The 16,879-nt window shown below is 69.3% G+C and carries 15 protein-coding genes and 1 pseudogene; 6 read left to right on the top strand and 10 right to left on the bottom strand.

What is annotated here, in order from left to right:
* Nucleotides 1–88 precede the first annotated feature (88 nt).
* Nucleotides 89–667, top strand: coding sequence for a carboxymuconolactone decarboxylase family protein (locus QF035_RS50540; protein ID WP_307529414.1), 579 nt, complete (start codon nt 89–91; stop codon nt 665–667).
* Complete coding sequence (locus QF035_RS50545) at nt 664–1,530, top strand: RNA polymerase sigma-70 factor (RefSeq protein WP_307529416.1); 867 nt, start codon at nt 664–666, stop codon at nt 1,528–1,530. The genes QF035_RS50540 and QF035_RS50545 overlap by 4 nt, the downstream gene beginning before the upstream one ends.
* Nucleotides 1,531–1,628: 98 nt before the next feature.
* Here the strand turns inward: QF035_RS50545 and QF035_RS50550 are convergent, their stop codons facing one another.
* The 3 genes from QF035_RS50550 to QF035_RS50560 form a co-directional block, all read right to left on the bottom strand.
* Nucleotides 1,629–2,000, bottom strand: coding sequence for a YybH family protein (locus QF035_RS50550; protein WP_307529418.1), 372 nt, complete (start codon nt 1,998–2,000; stop codon nt 1,629–1,631).
* Between the two features lie 61 nt (nt 2,001–2,061).
* A complete protein-coding gene (locus tag QF035_RS50555; RefSeq protein WP_307529420.1) occupies nt 2,062–2,775 on the bottom strand; it encodes an SDR family NAD(P)-dependent oxidoreductase in 714 nt (237 codons plus the stop codon).
* A gap of 223 nt (nt 2,776–2,998) precedes the next feature.
* Nucleotides 2,999–3,922, bottom strand: coding sequence for a LysR family transcriptional regulator (locus QF035_RS50560; protein ID WP_307529422.1), 924 nt, complete (start codon nt 3,920–3,922; stop codon nt 2,999–3,001).
* 170 nt (nt 3,923–4,092) lie between these two features.
* On the opposite strand from QF035_RS50560, the gene QF035_RS50565 reads away from it, so the two are divergent.
* Together QF035_RS50565 and QF035_RS50570 are read left to right on the top strand one after the other, a co-directional pair.
* Nucleotides 4,093–4,395, top strand: coding sequence for a muconolactone Delta-isomerase family protein (locus tag QF035_RS50565; protein WP_307529423.1), 303 nt, complete (start codon nt 4,093–4,095; stop codon nt 4,393–4,395).
* 106 nt (nt 4,396–4,501) lie between these two features.
* Nucleotides 4,502–5,098 (top strand): MBL fold metallo-hydrolase, encoded by a 597-nt coding sequence (locus QF035_RS50570; protein ID WP_307529425.1) that lies wholly within the window; start codon nt 4,502–4,504, stop codon nt 5,096–5,098.
* A gap of 13 nt (nt 5,099–5,111) precedes the next feature.
* Here the strand turns inward: QF035_RS50570 and hemC are convergent, their stop codons facing one another.
* Together hemC and QF035_RS50580 are read right to left on the bottom strand one after the other, a co-directional pair.
* A complete protein-coding gene (gene hemC, locus QF035_RS50575) occupies nt 5,112–6,047 on the bottom strand; it encodes a hydroxymethylbilane synthase (RefSeq protein ID WP_307529427.1) in 936 nt (311 codons plus the stop codon).
* Between the two features lie 137 nt (nt 6,048–6,184).
* Complete coding sequence (locus QF035_RS50580; protein ID WP_307529429.1) at nt 6,185–7,051, bottom strand: AraC family transcriptional regulator; 867 nt, start codon at nt 7,049–7,051, stop codon at nt 6,185–6,187.
* 178 nt (nt 7,052–7,229) lie between these two features.
* Between QF035_RS50580 and QF035_RS50585 the strand changes: the two are divergent.
* A pseudogene (locus tag QF035_RS50585) lies at nt 7,230–8,198 on the top strand (ion transporter).
* Here QF035_RS50585 and QF035_RS50590 read toward each other — a convergent pair.
* Complete coding sequence (locus QF035_RS50590) at nt 8,158–8,646, bottom strand: carboxymuconolactone decarboxylase family protein (RefSeq protein WP_307529431.1); 489 nt, start codon at nt 8,644–8,646, stop codon at nt 8,158–8,160. The pseudogene QF035_RS50585 and the gene QF035_RS50590 overlap by 41 nt on opposite strands.
* 287 nt (nt 8,647–8,933) lie before the next feature.
* Between QF035_RS50590 and QF035_RS50595 the strand changes: the two genes are divergently transcribed.
* The gene (locus QF035_RS50595) at nt 8,934–12,143 is read left to right on the top strand and encodes an alpha-L-rhamnosidase (RefSeq protein WP_307529433.1); all 3,210 of its coding nucleotides are present in this window, start codon (nt 8,934–8,936) and stop codon (nt 12,141–12,143) included.
* Between the two features lie 113 nt (nt 12,144–12,256).
* On the opposite strand, the gene QF035_RS50600 is transcribed toward QF035_RS50595, so the two are convergent.
* Genes QF035_RS50600 through QF035_RS50615 form a run of 4 tightly spaced genes read right to left on the bottom strand, consistent with a single transcriptional unit; the run spans nt 12,257 to nt 16,856 of the window.
* The gene (locus tag QF035_RS50600; RefSeq protein WP_373466873.1) at nt 12,257–13,288 is read right to left on the bottom strand and encodes an ABC transporter permease; all 1,032 of its coding nucleotides are present in this window, start codon (nt 13,286–13,288) and stop codon (nt 12,257–12,259) included.
* Nucleotides 13,285–14,247, bottom strand: coding sequence for an ABC transporter permease (locus QF035_RS50605; protein ID WP_307529435.1), 963 nt, complete (start codon nt 14,245–14,247; stop codon nt 13,285–13,287). Before QF035_RS50605 ends, QF035_RS50600 begins: the two co-directional genes overlap by 4 nt.
* Nucleotides 14,240–15,757, bottom strand: coding sequence for a sugar ABC transporter ATP-binding protein (locus QF035_RS50610; protein ID WP_307529437.1), 1,518 nt, complete (start codon nt 15,755–15,757; stop codon nt 14,240–14,242). Before QF035_RS50610 ends, QF035_RS50605 begins: the two co-directional genes overlap by 8 nt.
* 1 nt (nt 15,758) lies before the next feature.
* Complete coding sequence (locus QF035_RS50615) at nt 15,759–16,856, bottom strand: ABC transporter substrate-binding protein (protein WP_307529439.1); 1,098 nt, start codon at nt 16,854–16,856, stop codon at nt 15,759–15,761.
* Nucleotides 16,857–16,879: the final 23 nt, after the last annotated feature.

A 16,879-nucleotide genomic window follows, 5' to 3' on the forward strand; every position in this document is an offset into this window, starting at 1 on the left:
TGTCACACTCGCGGCCCCGGCGGTGTCTTCATGCCGAACAGGCCGACAGGCCGAACAGGCCGACAGGCCGACGGACAAGGAGAACATCGTGACACTGCGCATTCCGAAGGCGGAGCTTCCCACCGAGCTCCGCGAGACCACGATCAAGCAGTTCGGTGCCGTGCCCGAACCCTTCGAGGTGACGGCGCACAATCCCAAGGTCGCCCAGGACGCCACGGAGTTGGGTGGGAAGATAAGCCAGTGGGACATGGCCGACGAGTCTCTCAAGACGTTCGCGCACATGGCGGTCGCGGCACAGGTCGGCTGCAGTTGGTGCCTCGACATCAACTACTTCCAGGCACTGAACAAGAACCTCGACCTGACCAAGGCGAGCCAGGTGCCGCGCTGGCGGGAGTCGGACGTGTTCACGCCGCTGGAGCGGGACGTACTGGAGTACGCCGAGGCGATGACGGGCACACCGACGACCGTCACCGACGAGCTGTACACGAGCCTGCTCGACCGGCTCGGCCCGGCGGCGATGGTGGAGCTGACCGCGGTCATCGGCTTCGCCAACATGTCGACCAGGAACAACACGGCGCACGGGATCACTTCGCAGGGCTTCTCCGGCGCATGCGGAGTTCCGCTGGCCGCACGCCCCGAAAAGTCCCGCGTGGCATCGACGGCATGACGGAGGATCCGTTCGTCGCCCATCGCAGCCTGTTGTTCACGGTCGCCTACGAGATGCTCGGCTCGGCGGCCGACGCGGAGGACGTACTGCAGGAGTCCTGGCTGCGGTGGGCCGACGTCGACCAGTCGCAGGTGCGTGACGCACGGGCGTATCTCGTCCGGGTCGTCACACGCCAGGCGCTCAACCGGCTGCGGACGTTGGCGCGCAGCCGAGAGGAGTACGTCGGCGAGTGGCTCCCCGAGCCGCTGCTGACGAGCCCCGATGTCGCCGAGGACGTCGAACTCGCGGAGAGCGTCTCGATCGCGATGCTGACCGTCCTCGAAACGCTCGGGCCGACGGAGCGGGCCGTGTTCGTGCTCCGAGAGGTCTTCGAGATGTCGTACGGCGAGATAGCCGAGGTCGTAGGGAAGTCCGCGGCCACGGTACGGCAGATCGGGCGGCGGGCCCGCGAACATGTGGCGGCTCGACGGCCACGGGTGCGGGTGAGCCGGTCGGAGCAGGAGGCCGTGGTGGAGCGCTTCCTGCTCGCGTTGCGCACCGGTCGGTTGCAGGAGCTGATGGAGGTCATGGCGCCGGACGTGGTCCTGATCGCCGATGGCGGCGGAGTGGTGGCCGCTGTTCAGGCACCGATCCACGGTGTCGAACTGGTGGCGAAGCTGCTCGCGCGCACGGACCGGTTGGTCACCCCGTTCGAGACGACGGCGGTGTGGCTCAACGGAGCCCCTGCGGGCCGGGTCGAGGTCGACGGCGAGTCGGCCGCGGTCAGCCTCGTGGTGGACGGCGGGCGGGTCACCCGGATCTACCTGGTGAGAAACCCGCAGAAGCTGACACGGCTGGACGTGCACTCCGAACTCACCAGGTAGGCCCGCTGCGGTTCTGGCGCCGTGGGTGTTCCGGACGGTTGCCGACCGTCCGGAACACCCACGACCGCCTCGGTGAACGGCAACGAGGTGAACGGCACCTAGTCGAGGCGCGAGACCTGGTAATGGCTTATGTACCAGTCGTCCTCCGCCCGCTTCACCACCACGCCGAGGCTGACGGTGAGCGTGGGCCGGTCGGAGAACGAGAAGTCCACGCTCAGATAGCCCAGTACGAGGTCGTCGGCGAGGTGTCTGGTCTCGACGATCCGGTACGCGGCCGTCAGACCCAGGGGCTGGGAGTCGTAGTAGTCCGCGACGCCCTGGCGCCCCACGCTGTAGGGGCGCAGTCCCTGGAAGATCGCGTCCTCGGTGAACAGGGAGGCGACCTTCTGCGGTTCGTGGCTGTCGACGGCGGCCTTCCACCGGTCTAGGACGCCGCGCAGGACCGGCGCGGTGTCTGTGGTGCTGTTCATCGGGTTCTCCTTGCCGATGGGGCTGATGGCACTGATGGGACTGGCAGGCCCGACGGGACCGTCAGTGACCCGCGCTCATGCCGCCGTCGACGTGGAGGATCTCGCCGGTGACGAACGGCGCGTTCTCCAGGTAGATCACGGCGTCGACGATGTCGCTCTGCTCGCCCATCCGGCCGACCGGGTGCAGGGCCGCGAGGACCGCATGGGTCTCCTCGGGGTGCATGGGGGTCTTGATGGTGCCCGGGGCGACGGCGTTGGTGCGGATGCCGCGGGTGGCGTACTCGATGGCGAGGGACTTGGTGGCGGACTGCAGTCCGCCCTTGGTCAGCGAGGCCAGCACGGACGGCACGTTGGCGTCGGCGTTGTCGACCAGGCTGGTGGTGATGTTGACGATGTGGCCGCCGCCCTGGACGAGCATGTGTTCGACGGCCAGCTGGGTGATGCGGAAGAACCCGGTGAGGTTCACGCCCGCGATGGTGGCGTACTCGTCCAGCGTGTAGTCCGTGAAGGGCTTGGCGACGAAGACGCCCGCGTTGTTGACCAGGGTGTCGATGCGGCCGAACCTCTCCACCCCGGCGGCGATGACTCGCTCGGCGGTCGCGGGATCGGCGATGTCGCCCTGGACGGTCAGGATGTCCGCGTCGTCTGCGGGGGCGATGGTGCGTGAGGTGGCGACGACGGCGTGGCCGAGCTTGCGGTAGGCCTCGACCAGTCCGGCGCCGATGCCCTGCGATGCCCCGGTGATGACGGCGACCTTCTGGTGCTGGGTGCTCATGGTGACCTTCTCCGGTTGTGGGGTGCGAATTCCTCGACCGATTTGCTACTAGCCAACCGGTCGACTATTTGGAAACTAGGCGGCCTCAGGAGGAGAAGTCAAAGGTCAGAGGGATGACGGCCAGGACCGGCTTTCTCCCAGTTGGTAGGGCTGGGCTCCCAGCGCAGGTCGGCGGGACGACGTTCGGGACGACGCCTGGTCTCGGCGTCGGCGTCGGCGTCGGTCAGAGCTTGTGCGGGTCGCCGTCGGGCAGCCAGGCACCCGGGTCGTGGATCCCGAGGTCTCCGACCTCCTCACAGAGGGCGTCGACGACGGCGAGTACGGCGGTACGGACCTCGCCGGCTCGCCGGACCAGGGACCAGGTCCAATAGACCTCCGGTGCGACGACAGGGCGTTGGACGAGGTCGGGCGGCAGTGGGGTGGTCTGGCCCTTGGGGGAGTTGATGACCGGGCGGCCGCTGCGGCGTACGTGGTCGAAGAAGGCCGGGCCTGTGATGCCGCCGTCGAAGATGCGTGCCGCGTGGGCGCCGGTGTCGTGCGCCAGTTGCTCGGCGTAGGTGTTCCAGGAGGACCACGAGGTGGTGTCGTCGTCGAGGAGGACGACGGTGTCCTCGGCGGCCACATCGCCGGTGTCGTCGCCGGCCGCGACGGCGTAGAGCCGGTCGGCGCCGATGAGCCGGGCCTCCAGACCGTGCCGCTCCAGATCCTCGGACCGCACCCAGCACACGGCGAGATCCAGGCTGCCGTCGGCGACCCGGGCGGCCTGGGTGTGGGAGGGTGCGATCCACGCGTCGATGTGCAGCTGGGCCACGGCGGAGGTGCGTGCGGTCACGTCTGCCGGCAGCCAGTTGACGTAACCCAGCCGTACCGGGTCCGATCCGGACAGGCGGCGGGCGCGGTGCTGGAGATCGTCGGCCCGTTCCAGCAGCGCGCGGGTGTGGGGGAGCAGGGCCGAACCGGCCGGAGTGAGCGACACCGACCGGCGGTCACGGTCGAAGAGACGCACCCCGAGATCGCGCTCGAGCGCCTTGATCTGCTGGGACAGGGACGGGCCGGCGATGAGCAGCCGCTCGGCGGCCCGGCCGAAGTTCAGCTCCTCGGCCACCGCCACGAAGTACCGCAGTTGGCGCAACTCCACACCCGCCATTCTACGTCCGGTAGGAGGCTGTACCTACCAGCAGCGAGGAAGCCGATCGTGGCGTCGGGCCTGGTGGCGGGCGGACGATGACGACCACAGGACGCGATCACCATCGCGGCGTTCGGTGCCCGGCGGACACCCCGTCGAGCGCCGGACACCCCATCGAGCGGAGCAGGACCATGCGAGAGTTCCTGGTCGAGATCACGACCACTGTCCCCGAGGGAACCAGCCAGGACGAGGTCGACCGGCGGCGCGCGGCCGAAGCCGTCCGCGCCCGGGAACTCGCCGCCACCGGCAACCTGGCGCGGCTGTGGCGCCCGGTCGGCGAAGTGCGCAGCATCGGCATCTGGCGGGCCTCCGACGAGGAGGAACTCCACGCGAAGGTGCTCGGCACGCTGCCACTTGGGCCGTGGATGACCTTCTCCGTCACCGCACTCCAGCCCCACCCCAACGACCCGGGCGGGCCCGACGCCACGCCGTGACGGCGCACCCCGCCTTACGACTCCCGTTCGCACACCTTCAGCCCTCAGGCACCCGCCTGCCCAGCGATCGTGGAACCGGCAGGCATGCGGCGTACGTTGGGACTCCATGCGGATCACGAAGTACACCCATGCATGTGTGCGGCTCGAACAGGATGGCCGGGTGCTGGTCATCGATCCCGGGACGTGGAGCGAGCCTGCGTCTCTGGACGGCGCGGACGCCGTGCTGGTGACGCACGAGCACGCCGATCACATCGACGTTCTTCGTCTGGCCGGGCTCGGCGTGCCGGTGTACGCCCCGGCCGACGCGGACATTCCACGGCTGGAGACCATCGGGGTGTCCTCCGGGACCGAGTTCACCGCCGCCGGCTTCCGCGTACGAGCCGTCGGCGGGCGTCACGCGTTCATCTACGACGGCGAGCCGGACTGCGCGAACCTCGGCTACGTCGTCGACGAGTCGGTCTACCATCCCGGTGACTCGCTCCACGTCCCTGAGCAGCCGGTAGAGACGCTCCTGGTTCCGGCCCAGGGATCGTGGATGAAGACGGCGGAGGTGATCGACTTCGTCAAGGCGATCGAACCGCAGAGGGCGTTCCCGATACACGACGCCCAGATCAACGATCGCGGCCTCAACAGCGTCAATGTCTGGCTCGCCGAGTCGACCGACAGCGGCTACCGCTATCTGGCGCCCGGCGAATCGCTCTGACCGCTCCGAACCGTCAGTGGGCGATGCCGTCGATCAGATCCCGCGCGCCCTGGCGCAGCAGAGCGACGGCGACGGAGGTGCCGAGGGTGGCCGGGTCGAGGGGTCCGGCCCACTCGTGGGCGTTGAGCTGGGTCTTGCCGTCCGGGGTGAACACGCAGGCGCGCAGGGAGAGTTCGCCGCTTCGCTCAGCCGTGGCGTAGCCGGCGATCGGGGAGTTGCAGTGGCCCTGGAGGACGTGGAGGAACATGCGCTCCGCGGTGGCCTCGCGGTGGGTGTCCGGGTCGCCGAGCGCGCTGACGGTGTCGATGACCGTCGTGTCGCCCTCGCGGCACTGCAGCGCGAGGATGCCCGCGCCGATCGGCGGCATCATCGTCTCGGGGGAGAGGATCTCGCTGATCACATCGGTGCGGTCGATGCGCTCCAGACCGGAGACCGCGAGCAGCAGCGCGTCCGCCTCGCCGGCCGTGAGCTTGGCCAGGCGCCGGTTGGCGTTCCCGCGGAACGGCACGCACTGAAGATGCGGGTGAGAAGCGGCCAACTGGGCGATGCGGCGCACCGAGGAGGTGCCGATCCGGGTTCCGTCCGGGAGCTCGTCGAGGGTGAGTCCGTCGGGGTGGATGAGGGCGTCGCGGATGTCGTCCCGCTTGAGGAACGCGGCGAACATGGTGCCTGCCGGCAGCGGCCGGTCGGCGGGCACGTCCTTGACGCAGTGCACCGCCAGATCCGCCTCGCCGGCCAGGAGCGCGGCGTCGACCTCCTTGGTGAACGCCCCCTTGCCCTCGACCTGGGCGAGATCGCCCATCCACTTGTCGCCGGTCGTCTTCACGGGCACCACTTCGGTGCGCAAGTGCGGGTAGAGCGCGGCGAGTTCGCCTTGGACGCGCTTCACCTGGGCCAGCGCCATGGGCGAGTCGCGGGAGACGATACGGATCAGTTCAGGGACGGACATGCCGACACGATAGACCCTTCGAGCCGCCGGTCCGTCATCCACCCGAACGTGCGGACGGCGTCGGACTCGTCGCCTGCGGAAACAGCCGGCGTGCCGGCGTGCGGCCCGGCCCCTCGGCCCAGGCCGCACGCCGGCTCTCAGACCGCGGTCCGCTCCACCGGGATCCACAGCTCCGCCTCAGCGTGCGTGGCGTCCTGTGACAGCCGGGTCCACAGGATCTCGGGCCCGGGCCGGCTCTGGTACGGATTGGACGGGAACCACTGGGTGAACACGTCCCGCCACAGGTACTGGAGCGCCTGCGGGAACGGCCCGGAGTTCTCGAACACGGCCCAGGTCCCGGCCCGGACGGTGAGCGCGTCCATGTCCTTTGGCACGGCGGCGTGCGTCACCACGCCGTGGTAGTAGTCGAGTTCGGTTCCCTCCGCGCGGCTCTCGTCCAGATTGTCGCTGACCGAGATGATGCCCTCCGGCTGCTGGTCGGACAGTTGCTCGATGCGCTGGATCGTCTCCTGCCCGATGCCCCGGATGAAGTCGGCGATCGCCGGATTCATCCCCTCATGCACGAGGGGGACACGTGCCTTCTTGCCCACCACACGGAATTCCTCCTTCTCCACGACCTTGTATTGCATGCTGCTGCTCCCTTCGACGATGAGTCGGAAGGACATCCGGGGCTGGGACTGCAGGCTCGCACCGATCCGCCTGGCCTCGCCGGGGCCGACGCCGTGCATCGTGCGGAACGCACGCGCGAACGCCTCTCCCGAGGTGTAGCCGTAGCGCACCGCGATCTCCAGCAGTGTCCGTTCACCCGCCAGCACCTCGGCGCCCGCGATCGTCAGGCGTCTGCGGCGGATGTACTCCGAAAGCGGAATCCCCGCCAGCGCCGAGAACAGCCGCCGGAAGTGGTACTCCGACGTCACCGCGATCCGCGCCAGTTCGGACACCTCGATGCGCTGATCGAGGTGGCTCTCGATGTGTTCCATGGCCTGGTTGAGCCGCTCCAGCACCCCGGTCCCCTTCCCTTTCGATCACCAACGTTAGGAAGGACCCACCCTGCCGGACCCGACATCCTGTGCCCGGTTCGGTCGGGCACGACAGGGTTTCTAAGATCCACTTCTACGAGCGGCACGCGGATGACGCATCGGCGGAGGATGACGCATTGAGGAAAGGGAACCGGGAAGCGCGATGACGGATGCCACAACCACGGGCTCAACCACGCGCCAGGCCCTGGCCGAACGCTGCCGCGCCCTCACCGAGGCCCGCTGGTTCGCCATCCTGGTCTTCGCGCTGATCCTCGCCAACGCGGCCGTCCTGGGCGTCGAGACCTACGCAGGTGTCGTCCACCGCTGGCACGAGGCGCTCAAGCTCGTCGAGCACAGCTTCCTGGTGGCCTTCACGGTAGAGATACTCCTGCGGGTCTGTGCGCACGCCGACCGTCCGCGGGACTTCTTCCGCGACCCGTGGAACCTTTTCGACCTGGCCGTCGTGGTCTCCGTGTTCCTGCCCGTCGTCCGGGAGAACGGCACCATCCTGCGGCTGCTGCGCCTGGCCCGTGTCCTGCGCACGGCCAGGTTCCTGCCCCAACTGCGCGTCTTCCTCGTCGCCGTCGGCCGCAGCCTGCCCGGCACCTTCAGCTTCCTCCTCATCGGCGCGCTGCTGCTGTACGTCTACGCGATGGTGGGCTGGGTCTTCTTCGCCGACAACGACCCCGGACACTTCGGCTCCCTCGGCCGCGCCTGCTCACGCTCTTCCTTCTGATGACGTTGGACGGCCTCGGTGACGCGGTCCGCGCCGGTCTGGAGATCTCCCGCTGGAGCATCCGCCTCCTACGTCCTGCTCGCCTCCTTCGTTCTCGTCAACGTCCTCATCGGAGTCGTCATCAGCTCGCTGGACGAGGCCCGCGAACTGGAGCGGGAGCAGGAGCTGCTGGATGAGGAGGCGCGCAGGCCGGCCGGACCGTTGCCCGCCGTGACGGGGGAGGAGGCCGGACGTGAACTGCGCGAGCGGATCATGGCCGCGCGCCGGGCTCTCGACGACCTCGAATCGAGCCTGCGACGGTTCCCCGGGCCCGCGCCCGGCGGGGACGACGCCGGCCCCGACGAGCGCGTACCCGTCACTGCTGAGGGAGCCCGCGCACCGGATGCTTGCTCATGATCGAGACGCGGTTGAAGGCGTTGATGGTGAGGGCCACCCAGATCACGGCGGATATCTCGTCCTCGGTCAGGGCCTGGCGGGCGTCCGCGTAGGCGTCCTCCTGGGCGTTCGCGTTCGCGATGTCGGTGGCCGCCTCCGCCAGGGCGAGCGCTGCCCGCTCCCGTGGTGCGAACAGTTCCGTGTCACGCCAAGCGGGCAGCACACCCAGGCGTTGCGTGGTCTCGCCGGCGCGCAGCGCGGCCTTGGTGTGCACATCGAGGCAGAAGGCGCAGCCGTTGATCTGGGACACGCGGAGGTTCACCAGCTCCACGAGGATGCGGTCAAGACCCGCGTCGGCGGCGGTCGCACGGACGGCTTCGGAGGCCTGGACCAGCGCGTAATAGGCCTTGGGGCTCTGCTTGTCGATGAAGACCCGCCTGCCCGCGGTGCCCGTCGTCGTGTCGCTCAAGCTGGACTCCTTCGGCGGGCCGTCCCCGGCCCTGATCGTTCCGTCGCGTGAGTCGCGTACGTGTCGAGATCATCGTGCCAGGCCTCATGCGACGCCTGTCCCCCAGGAATTGAAACCGTTCAATCACGCCGTGCCGTGGCTGCAACCGATCCCGTCGAAGGCGCACCCCCATTCGACTATCCGTCAAGAAATCCCTGCACACTCATTGACCCTTGTCTCGGGCGCCCCTACGTTCACCTACGTCCAGCGCCGTGAATCGATTCATCATCCTGCGTTAGGGGCCCATAGTGATAAGTAGGAGGAACATCCTGGCGAGCGCGGCGGCCACGGTGGCAGGTGTGGCCGCCGGAGCCGGGCCGGCCGTCGCCGCGCCGGCGTCCGCATCCGCTCAGGCGTCCGCGCTACGCGGCGCCCTGCGCGTCACCGCGCCGACCGTCGAGTACGTTCAGCACCCTCTGGGCCTCGACGCACAACGCCCGCGCCTGAGTTGGCCGATGGCCTCGGAGAAGCCGGGTGCGCGCCAGAGCGCCTATCAGGTCCGCGTCGCCTCCAGCGAGTCGCGCCTGTCGCGCCCGGATGTCTGGGACAGTGGGAAGGTCGTCTCCGGCGATTCGTCCCTCGTCCCGTACACGGGCCCTCAACTCAAGCCGCGGACACGCTACTTCTGGTCGGTACGTGTGTGGGACGGCGACGGCGGGGCATCCGGCTGGAGCGCGCCCTCCTGGTGGGAAACGGGCCTCATGGGCGCCGCGCAGTGGTCCGCGGACTGGATCTCCGCTCCCGCGGCCCTCACGGACGCGCCGTCGCTCGAAGGCGCCGACTGGATCTGGTTCCCCGAAGGCGAACCGGCCAACAGTGCGCCGGCGGCGACCCGTTGGTTCCGTCGCACCCTCGACCTCCCGGCCGGAGTCACGGCGGCGACCCTCGCCCTCACCGCCGACAACGTGTACTCCGTCTCCGTGAACGGCGCCGAGGTGGCCCGTACCGATCTGGAGACGGACCACGACGGCTGGCGTCGACCGGCCGTCGTCGACGTACTCGCCCAGGTGCGTTCCGGCGGGAACGTCCTCGCGGTGTCGGTGACCAACGCGACCGTGGGACCCGCCGGCCTGGTCGCCGTCCTGACCGTGCGGACGCCTGCCGGCGAGCAGAGGATCGTCACCGACACCTCCTGGAAGTCGACGGACAAGGAACCCGCCGACGGCTGGCGCGACGCCGGCTTCGACGACAGCGGCTGGCCGGCGGCGAAGAAGGCAGCCGCGTGGGGAGCCGGGCCATGGGGCAGGGTCGTCCCGGTCGTGTACGCCGCCAACCAACTGCGGCACGAGTTCCGGCTGCCGCGCAAGAAGGTGTCACGGGCACGTCTGTACGCCACGGCCCTCGGCCTGTACGAGGCGCACCTCAACGGCCGCCGCGTGGGCCGCGACGAGCTCGCCCCCGGCTGGACCGACTACCGCGAACGCGTCCAGTACCAGACGTACGACGTCACAGGGCTCGTGCGGCAGGGCGCAAACGCCATCGGCGCCTACGTGGCACCGGGCTGGTACGCGGGCAATGTCGGCATGTTCGGGCCCCACCAGTACGGTGAACGCCCGGCGCTGCTGGCGCAGTTGGAGGTCGAGTACGCCGACGGCACGAGCGAGCGCATCACCTCGGGCACTCAATGGCGGGCCGCTTCCGGACCCATCGTCTCCGCCGACCTGCTGGGCGGCGAGACGTACGACGCGCGCAAGGAGACCGCCGGCTGGACCTCGCCCGGCTTCGACGACCGGGCGTGGCTCACCGCGCGCGCCGCGGGAGAGGCCGCTCCCGACCTGATCGTCGCCCAGGTGGACGGCGCGGTCCGTGTGGCCAGGGAACTCCCGGTCAAGAAGGTGACGGAACCCAAGCCGGGGGTCTTCGTCTTCGATCTGGGCCAGAACATGGTCGGCTCGGTCCGGCTGCGGGTCGCGGGCCCTGCGGGAACGACCGTGCGGCTGAGACATGCCGAGGTCCTCAACCCGGACGGCACCCTCTACACCGCGAACCTGCGCACCGCCGCGGCCACCGACACGTACATCCTGAAAGGCCGTGGCGAGGAGACGTACGAGCCGCGCTTCACCTTCCACGGGTTCCGCTATGTGGAGGTGACCGGGTTCCCGGGCACTCCCTCGGCGAAGGCCATGACCGGCCGCGTCATGCACACGGCCGCGCCCTTCACCTTCGAGTTCGAGACGAACGTCCCGATGCTCAACAAGCTGCACAGCAACATCACTTGGGGGCAGCGCGGCAACTTCCTCTCCATCCCGACCGACACACCCGCGCGCGACGAACGCCTGGGATGGACGGGCGACATCAACGTCTTCGCGCCCACGGCCGCGTACACCATGGAATCGGCCCGCTTCCTCACCAAGTGGCTCGTGGACCTGCGTGACGCACAGACCGCCGAGGGTGCCTTCACCGATGTGGCGCCCATGGTCGGGACGGTCGGCAACGGGGTCGCAGGATGGGGCGATGCGGGCGTCACGGTCCCCTGGTCCCTGTACCGGGCGTACGGCGACCGGCAGGTGCTGGAGGACGCCTGGCCGTCCATCCAGGCCTGGTTGAAGTACCTGGAGAAGAACAGCACCGGCCTGCTGCGGCCGGCCAGCGGGTACGGAGACTGGCTCAACATCTCCGACGAGACACCGAAGGACGTCATCGCCACCGCGTACTTCGCGCACAGTGCCGACCTCGCGGCCCGGACGGCCGAGGAACTCGACAAGGACCCCGCCCCCTACCGCGACCTCTTCGAGCGCGTCCGCAAGGCGTTCCAGGACGCCTACGTCACCGCCGACGGCAAGGTGAAGGGCGACACGCAGACGGCGTACGTCCTCTCCCTGTCGATGAACCTGCTGCCGGACGCCCTGCGGAAAGCGGCGGCCGACCGGCTCGTCGCGCTGATCGAGGCCAAGGACTGGCACCTGTCGACGGGCTTCCTGGGCACGCCCCGGCTGCTGCCCGTCCTCACCGAGTCCGGGCACACCGATGTCGCCTACCGGCTGCTCCAGCAGCGCTCCTTCCCCAGCTGGGGCTACCAGATCGACAAGGGCGCCACCACGATGTGGGAGCGCTGGGACTCCATCGAGCCCGACGGCGACTTCCAGACACCGGACATGAACTCCTTCAACCACTACGCCTACGGCTCGGTGGGCGAGTGGATGTACACGAACATCGCCGGCATCTCGGCGGGCCGGCCGGGCTACCGGGAGATCGTCATCCGTCCCCGCCCGGGCGGTGATGTCACGTCCGCACGCGCCACGTTCACCTCGGTCCACGGTCCGATCTCGACGCGGTGGCAACAGCGGTCCGGCGGCTTCGTCCTGACGTGCGCCGTGCCCGCCAACACGACCGCCGAGGTATGGATCCCCGCGGACGGTCCGGACGCGGTCACCCACACCCGCGCGACGTTCCTGCGTGAGGAGGACGGCTGCGTGGTGTACCGGGCGGGCTCCGGCAGCCACCGCTTCACCACGTAACGCGGGCCTGCCCGGGACGGCTGAACACGTCGGCGCGGGCTGCCCTGAGGCAGCCCGCGCCGCACGTCGAGATCGTCGTCACGGATTCGCAGAGGTGGGCCGCGGTTCCGCGGTCACAGAACCCGGCGTCTCCGGCCGAGCCAGGTCTGGGCCACCACCACGACGGCGAGGAAGGCGCCGCTGACGACCTGCTGGTAGGCGGAGTCGAGGGAGCCGATCTGGTTGATGACGTTCTGGATCACCTTCAGCAGGAGCACCCCGACCAGCGAACCGCTGACGAAGCCGAAACCGCCGGACAGCAGGGTGCCGCCGATGACGACCGCCGCGATGGCCTCCAGCTCCATGCCCGTGCCCAGAATCGTCACGCCGGACAGCAGCCAGGCGGCATTGAGCGCGCCCGCGAGGCCGGCGCACAGACCTGAAACGGCGTACACCGCGATCTTCGTACGTGCCACGGGGGCACCCATCAGGGCTGCCGCGTCCTCGTTGCCGCCGACCGCGTACACGTACTGGCCGAATCTGGTGTGCCGCAGTACGACGGCTCCCAGTACGAACAGCGCCACCGTGATCCACACGGGCACGCCGATCCCGAGCAGCGAGCCCTGGCCGAGCGTCGCGAGGAACGAGTCCTTGTCCACGAGGTAGGTCCGTGAGCCCTCGTCGGTGATCGCCAGCAGGATGCCGCGCGCACCGAGCATGGCGGCGAGGGTGACGATGAACGGGGCCAGTCCGGACCGGGCGATGAGCAGCCCGTTGACCAGGCCGATCAGCCCGCACACCGCGAGCGGGAGCAGCAGGGCCACCGCCGAGCCGTACTGCGAGCCCCAGGCCGCCACCACTCCGCCGAGGGCGAAGAGCGAGCCGACCGACAGGTCGATCCCGCCGGTGACGATGACGAACGTCATGCCGAGCGCGACCACTGCGAGGAAGGCCGAGGACAGCGCCATGTTCTCCAGGTTGTCGCCGGTCAGGAAGGTGTCGAAGCTCAGCGATGCCACGACCATGGCCACCAGGAGGGTGACCAGGGCTCCGTGCTGCTGGGCGAGGGCGCTGAAGCGGTCGGCGCGGCTCGGTCCCGGGTCCTCGTCGGTGACCTTTCGGACGGCGTCGGGCTGCATGTCGGCTTCCGTGGTCTCGGTCGTCATCGCTTCCCCCGTTCGCGGGCCGCGTAGACGGCACCGACGATCACCACGGCCTGGGCCATCTGCGTCCACGACGGCGGCAGGTCGTGCTTGACGAGCGTGGTGGTCAGCAACTGGATGAGGACGGCACCGGCGACCGTGCCGCCGATCCGGACCCGGCCGCCGGACAGGGGCGTGCCGCCGACGACCACGGCGGTGATCGCCGACAGTTCCATCAGAGTGCCCAGCGAGGTCGGGTCACTGGCCGTCAGCCGGGCGGTGGCGAGGACGCCCGCCACCGCGGCCAGGGCGCCGGAGCAGGCGTACACCACGATGAGGACCCGGCGGACTGGCAGACCGGCGAGGCGGGCCGCCGGCCGGCTGTCGCCGATGGCGAGCAACTGCCGCCCGAAGGTCGTGCGACGCACCACGAAGGCCACCAACAGGGCGAGGCCGACGGCGATGAGGACGAGATACGGCACGCCCAGCACGTCGCCGGAGCCGAGCGCCGTCATGCCCGGATCGCGTACGTCCTTGAGCTGGGGGAGCAGAACCAGGGCCAGGCCGCGACAGGCGACCATGAGGGCGAGCGTGGCGACGATCGGCTGAACTCCCAGGTGGGCGACCAGCGTTCCGTTCGCGAGCCCGATCAGAGTGCCGCCCGCCACCGCCACGAGCACGGCGGCCCACGGCCCGTAGCCGAGATAGAGGGACAGCAGGGAAGTGGACAGGGCCATCACGGAACCCACCGACAGGTCGACGCCCTCGGTGCCGATCGCCAGCGCCATGCCCAGCGCGACGATGAGCACGGGTGCGACCTGGACGGCCTGGGTGCGGAAGTTCTCCGCGGAGACGAAGTGATCGGTGAAGGCGAAGTTGAAGAGCAGGAGTGCGGCGACGCCCGCGTAGACGCCGTACTCCTGGAGCAGGCGCAGCAGCCGGTCGCGGCCCACCCGGCCCTGCGCGAGCGCGAGTTCAGTCATGGTGGCTCCCGGCGGGTTCGGCCGCGATGGCCCGCATCAACGCGTCCTCGGTGACGGCGTCGCCGGTCAACTCGTCCACCACCGCTCCGTCCTTGAGTACGAGGATCCGGTCGCTGCCCTCGATCAGCTCCTCGGTGTCGGAGGAGATCAGCAGCACGGCGAGTCCGTCGTCGGCGAGTTCGTCGATGAGTGCCTGTACCTCCGCCTTGGCGCCGACGTCGATCCCGCGGGTCGGCTCGTCCAGCAGCAGTACCTTCGGGTGCAGGGCGAGCCAGCGGGCCAGCAGCACCTTCTGCTGGTTGCCGCCGGAGAGTTCGCCCACCTTCTGGTGCGGGCCGGATGACTTGATGCGCAGCCGCTTCACGAAGGTGTCGACGATCCGGTCGATACGGGCGTCGTCCACCAGGCCGAACCGTGAGAGCGAGGGCAGGGCGGCGAGCGCGATGTTCTCCCGTACCGAAAGACCGGGGACGATCCCCTCGGCCTTGCGGTCCTCCGGCAGCAGGCTGATGCCGGCGCGGATCGCGGCCGGTGTCGAACCGGTGCGCACGGCGGCGCCGCCGACCGAGACCCGGCCCGAGTCCGTGGGCAGTGCCCCGGCGACGGCCCTGGCCGTCTCGCTGCGGCCCGAGCCGAGCAGCCCGCCCAGGCCCACCACCTCGCCCGGACGGATGGACAGCGACACGTTCCGCAACTGGTGACGGACCGTCAACCCCTCGGCGCGCAGCATGGGTTCGGCCGACGCGTGGTGGGATCCGGTGAACTTGGTCAGGCCCTCGCTGCGGACCTCACCGATCTCCCGGTCCAGCATGAGCGAGACCAGACGCAGCCGGTCGAGGTCGGCGAGGCGGCCGGTGTGCACCACGCGGCCGTCACGCAGTACGGTGACCGAGTCGCAGATCTCGTACAGCTCGTCCATGCGGTGGCTGACGTAGACCACGGCGATACCGCGCTCGCGCAGCATGCGGATCACGTCGAACAGGGTGCGCACCTCACGCGGTTCGAGCGAGGAGGTGGGCTCGTCCATGATCACCACACGTGCGTCGATGGCGACGGCACGGGCGAGCGCCACCATCTGCTGGGCGCCGACGCCGAGTTCGCGCAGCGGGCGGCGCACGTCGACGCGGATGCCCAGGCCGCGCAGCGCCTCGTCCGCCTCCCGGTGCATGCGCCGGAAGTCGATCAGGCCGAGCCGGCCGCGGGGCTCGCGGCCGAGGAGGAGGTTGCGGGCCACGCTCATCAGCGGAACGAGGTTGACCTCCTGGTAGATGGTCGAGATGCCCGCCTGCTGGGCCTGCAGGGGTGTGGTGAAGCGGACCGGCGTGCCGTCGTGGACGATCTCGCCCGCGTCCGGCCGGTAGACGCCGGTGAGTACCTTGATCAGGGTCGACTTGCCCGCGCCGTTCTCGCCGACGAGGGCGTGGACCTCCCCGGCGTGGGCGGTGAAGTCCACGTCGGACAGCGCCTTCACGCCGGGGAAGACCTTGGACACGCCGGTGACAGCGAGCATCTCAGTACGCCTTGGTGAGGTCCGACTTGGCGTTGGACTCGGTGTAGGCGCTGTCCTTGATAACGATGTCCTGAGCCACTTCGGAGCCCTTGGTGAAGGTGTCGAGGGTCTGGAAGGCGAGCGGCCCGAAGCGCGGATTGGACTCGATGACGCCGTGGATCCAGCCGTCCACGATGGCCTGCACGGCGTTGCGCGTGCCGTCGATGGTCACGATCTTCACGGCGCCCGGCTTCTTGCCGGCGCCCTTGAGGGCGTTGACGGCGCCGAGGCCCATCTCGTCGTTCTCGGCGTAGATGCCCTTGATCCCGGGCTTGGACTGGATGAGGTTCTCGGTGACCGACTGGCCCTTCTCGCGGGCGAATTCGCCGGTCTGCTGGAACACCACCTTCAGGCCGGGGGCCTTGTCCTTGATCCGGTCGACGAAGCCCTTGGTGCGTTCCGTCGTGACGTTGTTGCCCGCCGAACCGAGCAGGATGGCGATGTCGCCCTTGCCTCCGGTCGCCTCGATCATCTCGTCGGCGGCCCGCTTGCCCTGCTCCACGAAGTCGGAGCCGATGAAGCTCACATAGTCCTTGCAGGCGGTGGCGTTGATCTTGCGGTCCACCGTGACGATCGGGATGTGCTTGGCCGCCGCCGTGCGCAGCACGGGTTCCCAGCCGTCAGAGTTGAGCGGCGCGATGACGAGCACGTCGGCGCCCTTGGCGATGAGGTCCTGGACGTCGCTGATCTGCTTGGAGAACTGCGACTGGGCGTTGGCGGTGAGGAGATTGACGCCCCGCTTCTTCGCCTCCGCCCTGATGGAGGCGGTCTCCGCGATGCGGAAGGGGTTGGCGGCCTTCTCGGACTGGGAGAAACCGACGGTGGCGCTCTTGAGGTCGAGCTTCTCGCCCCCGTACGCGTCGATGGTGCAGGTGGGCCCGGATCCGGTGCTGGGCGAGGCGACCTGCTGGCCGGCGTCACCCTGCTGGGGTGCGGACTTGTCGCTGTCGGAGGAGTCCTCGGACTTGGTGCATCCGGTGGTGAGAACGAGGCTTGTGAGGAGGCCGGTGGCGAGGAGGGTTCGAGCGGAGGTACGACGAAGAAGAGCGGTGGGCTTCATGGGAGTCCCCAAACGGCGCGGCC

Origin of the sequence: Streptomyces umbrinus, assembly GCF_030817415.1 — a bacterium.
Taxonomy (GTDB): Bacteria; Actinomycetota; Actinomycetes; order Streptomycetales; family Streptomycetaceae; genus Streptomyces; species Streptomyces umbrinus_A.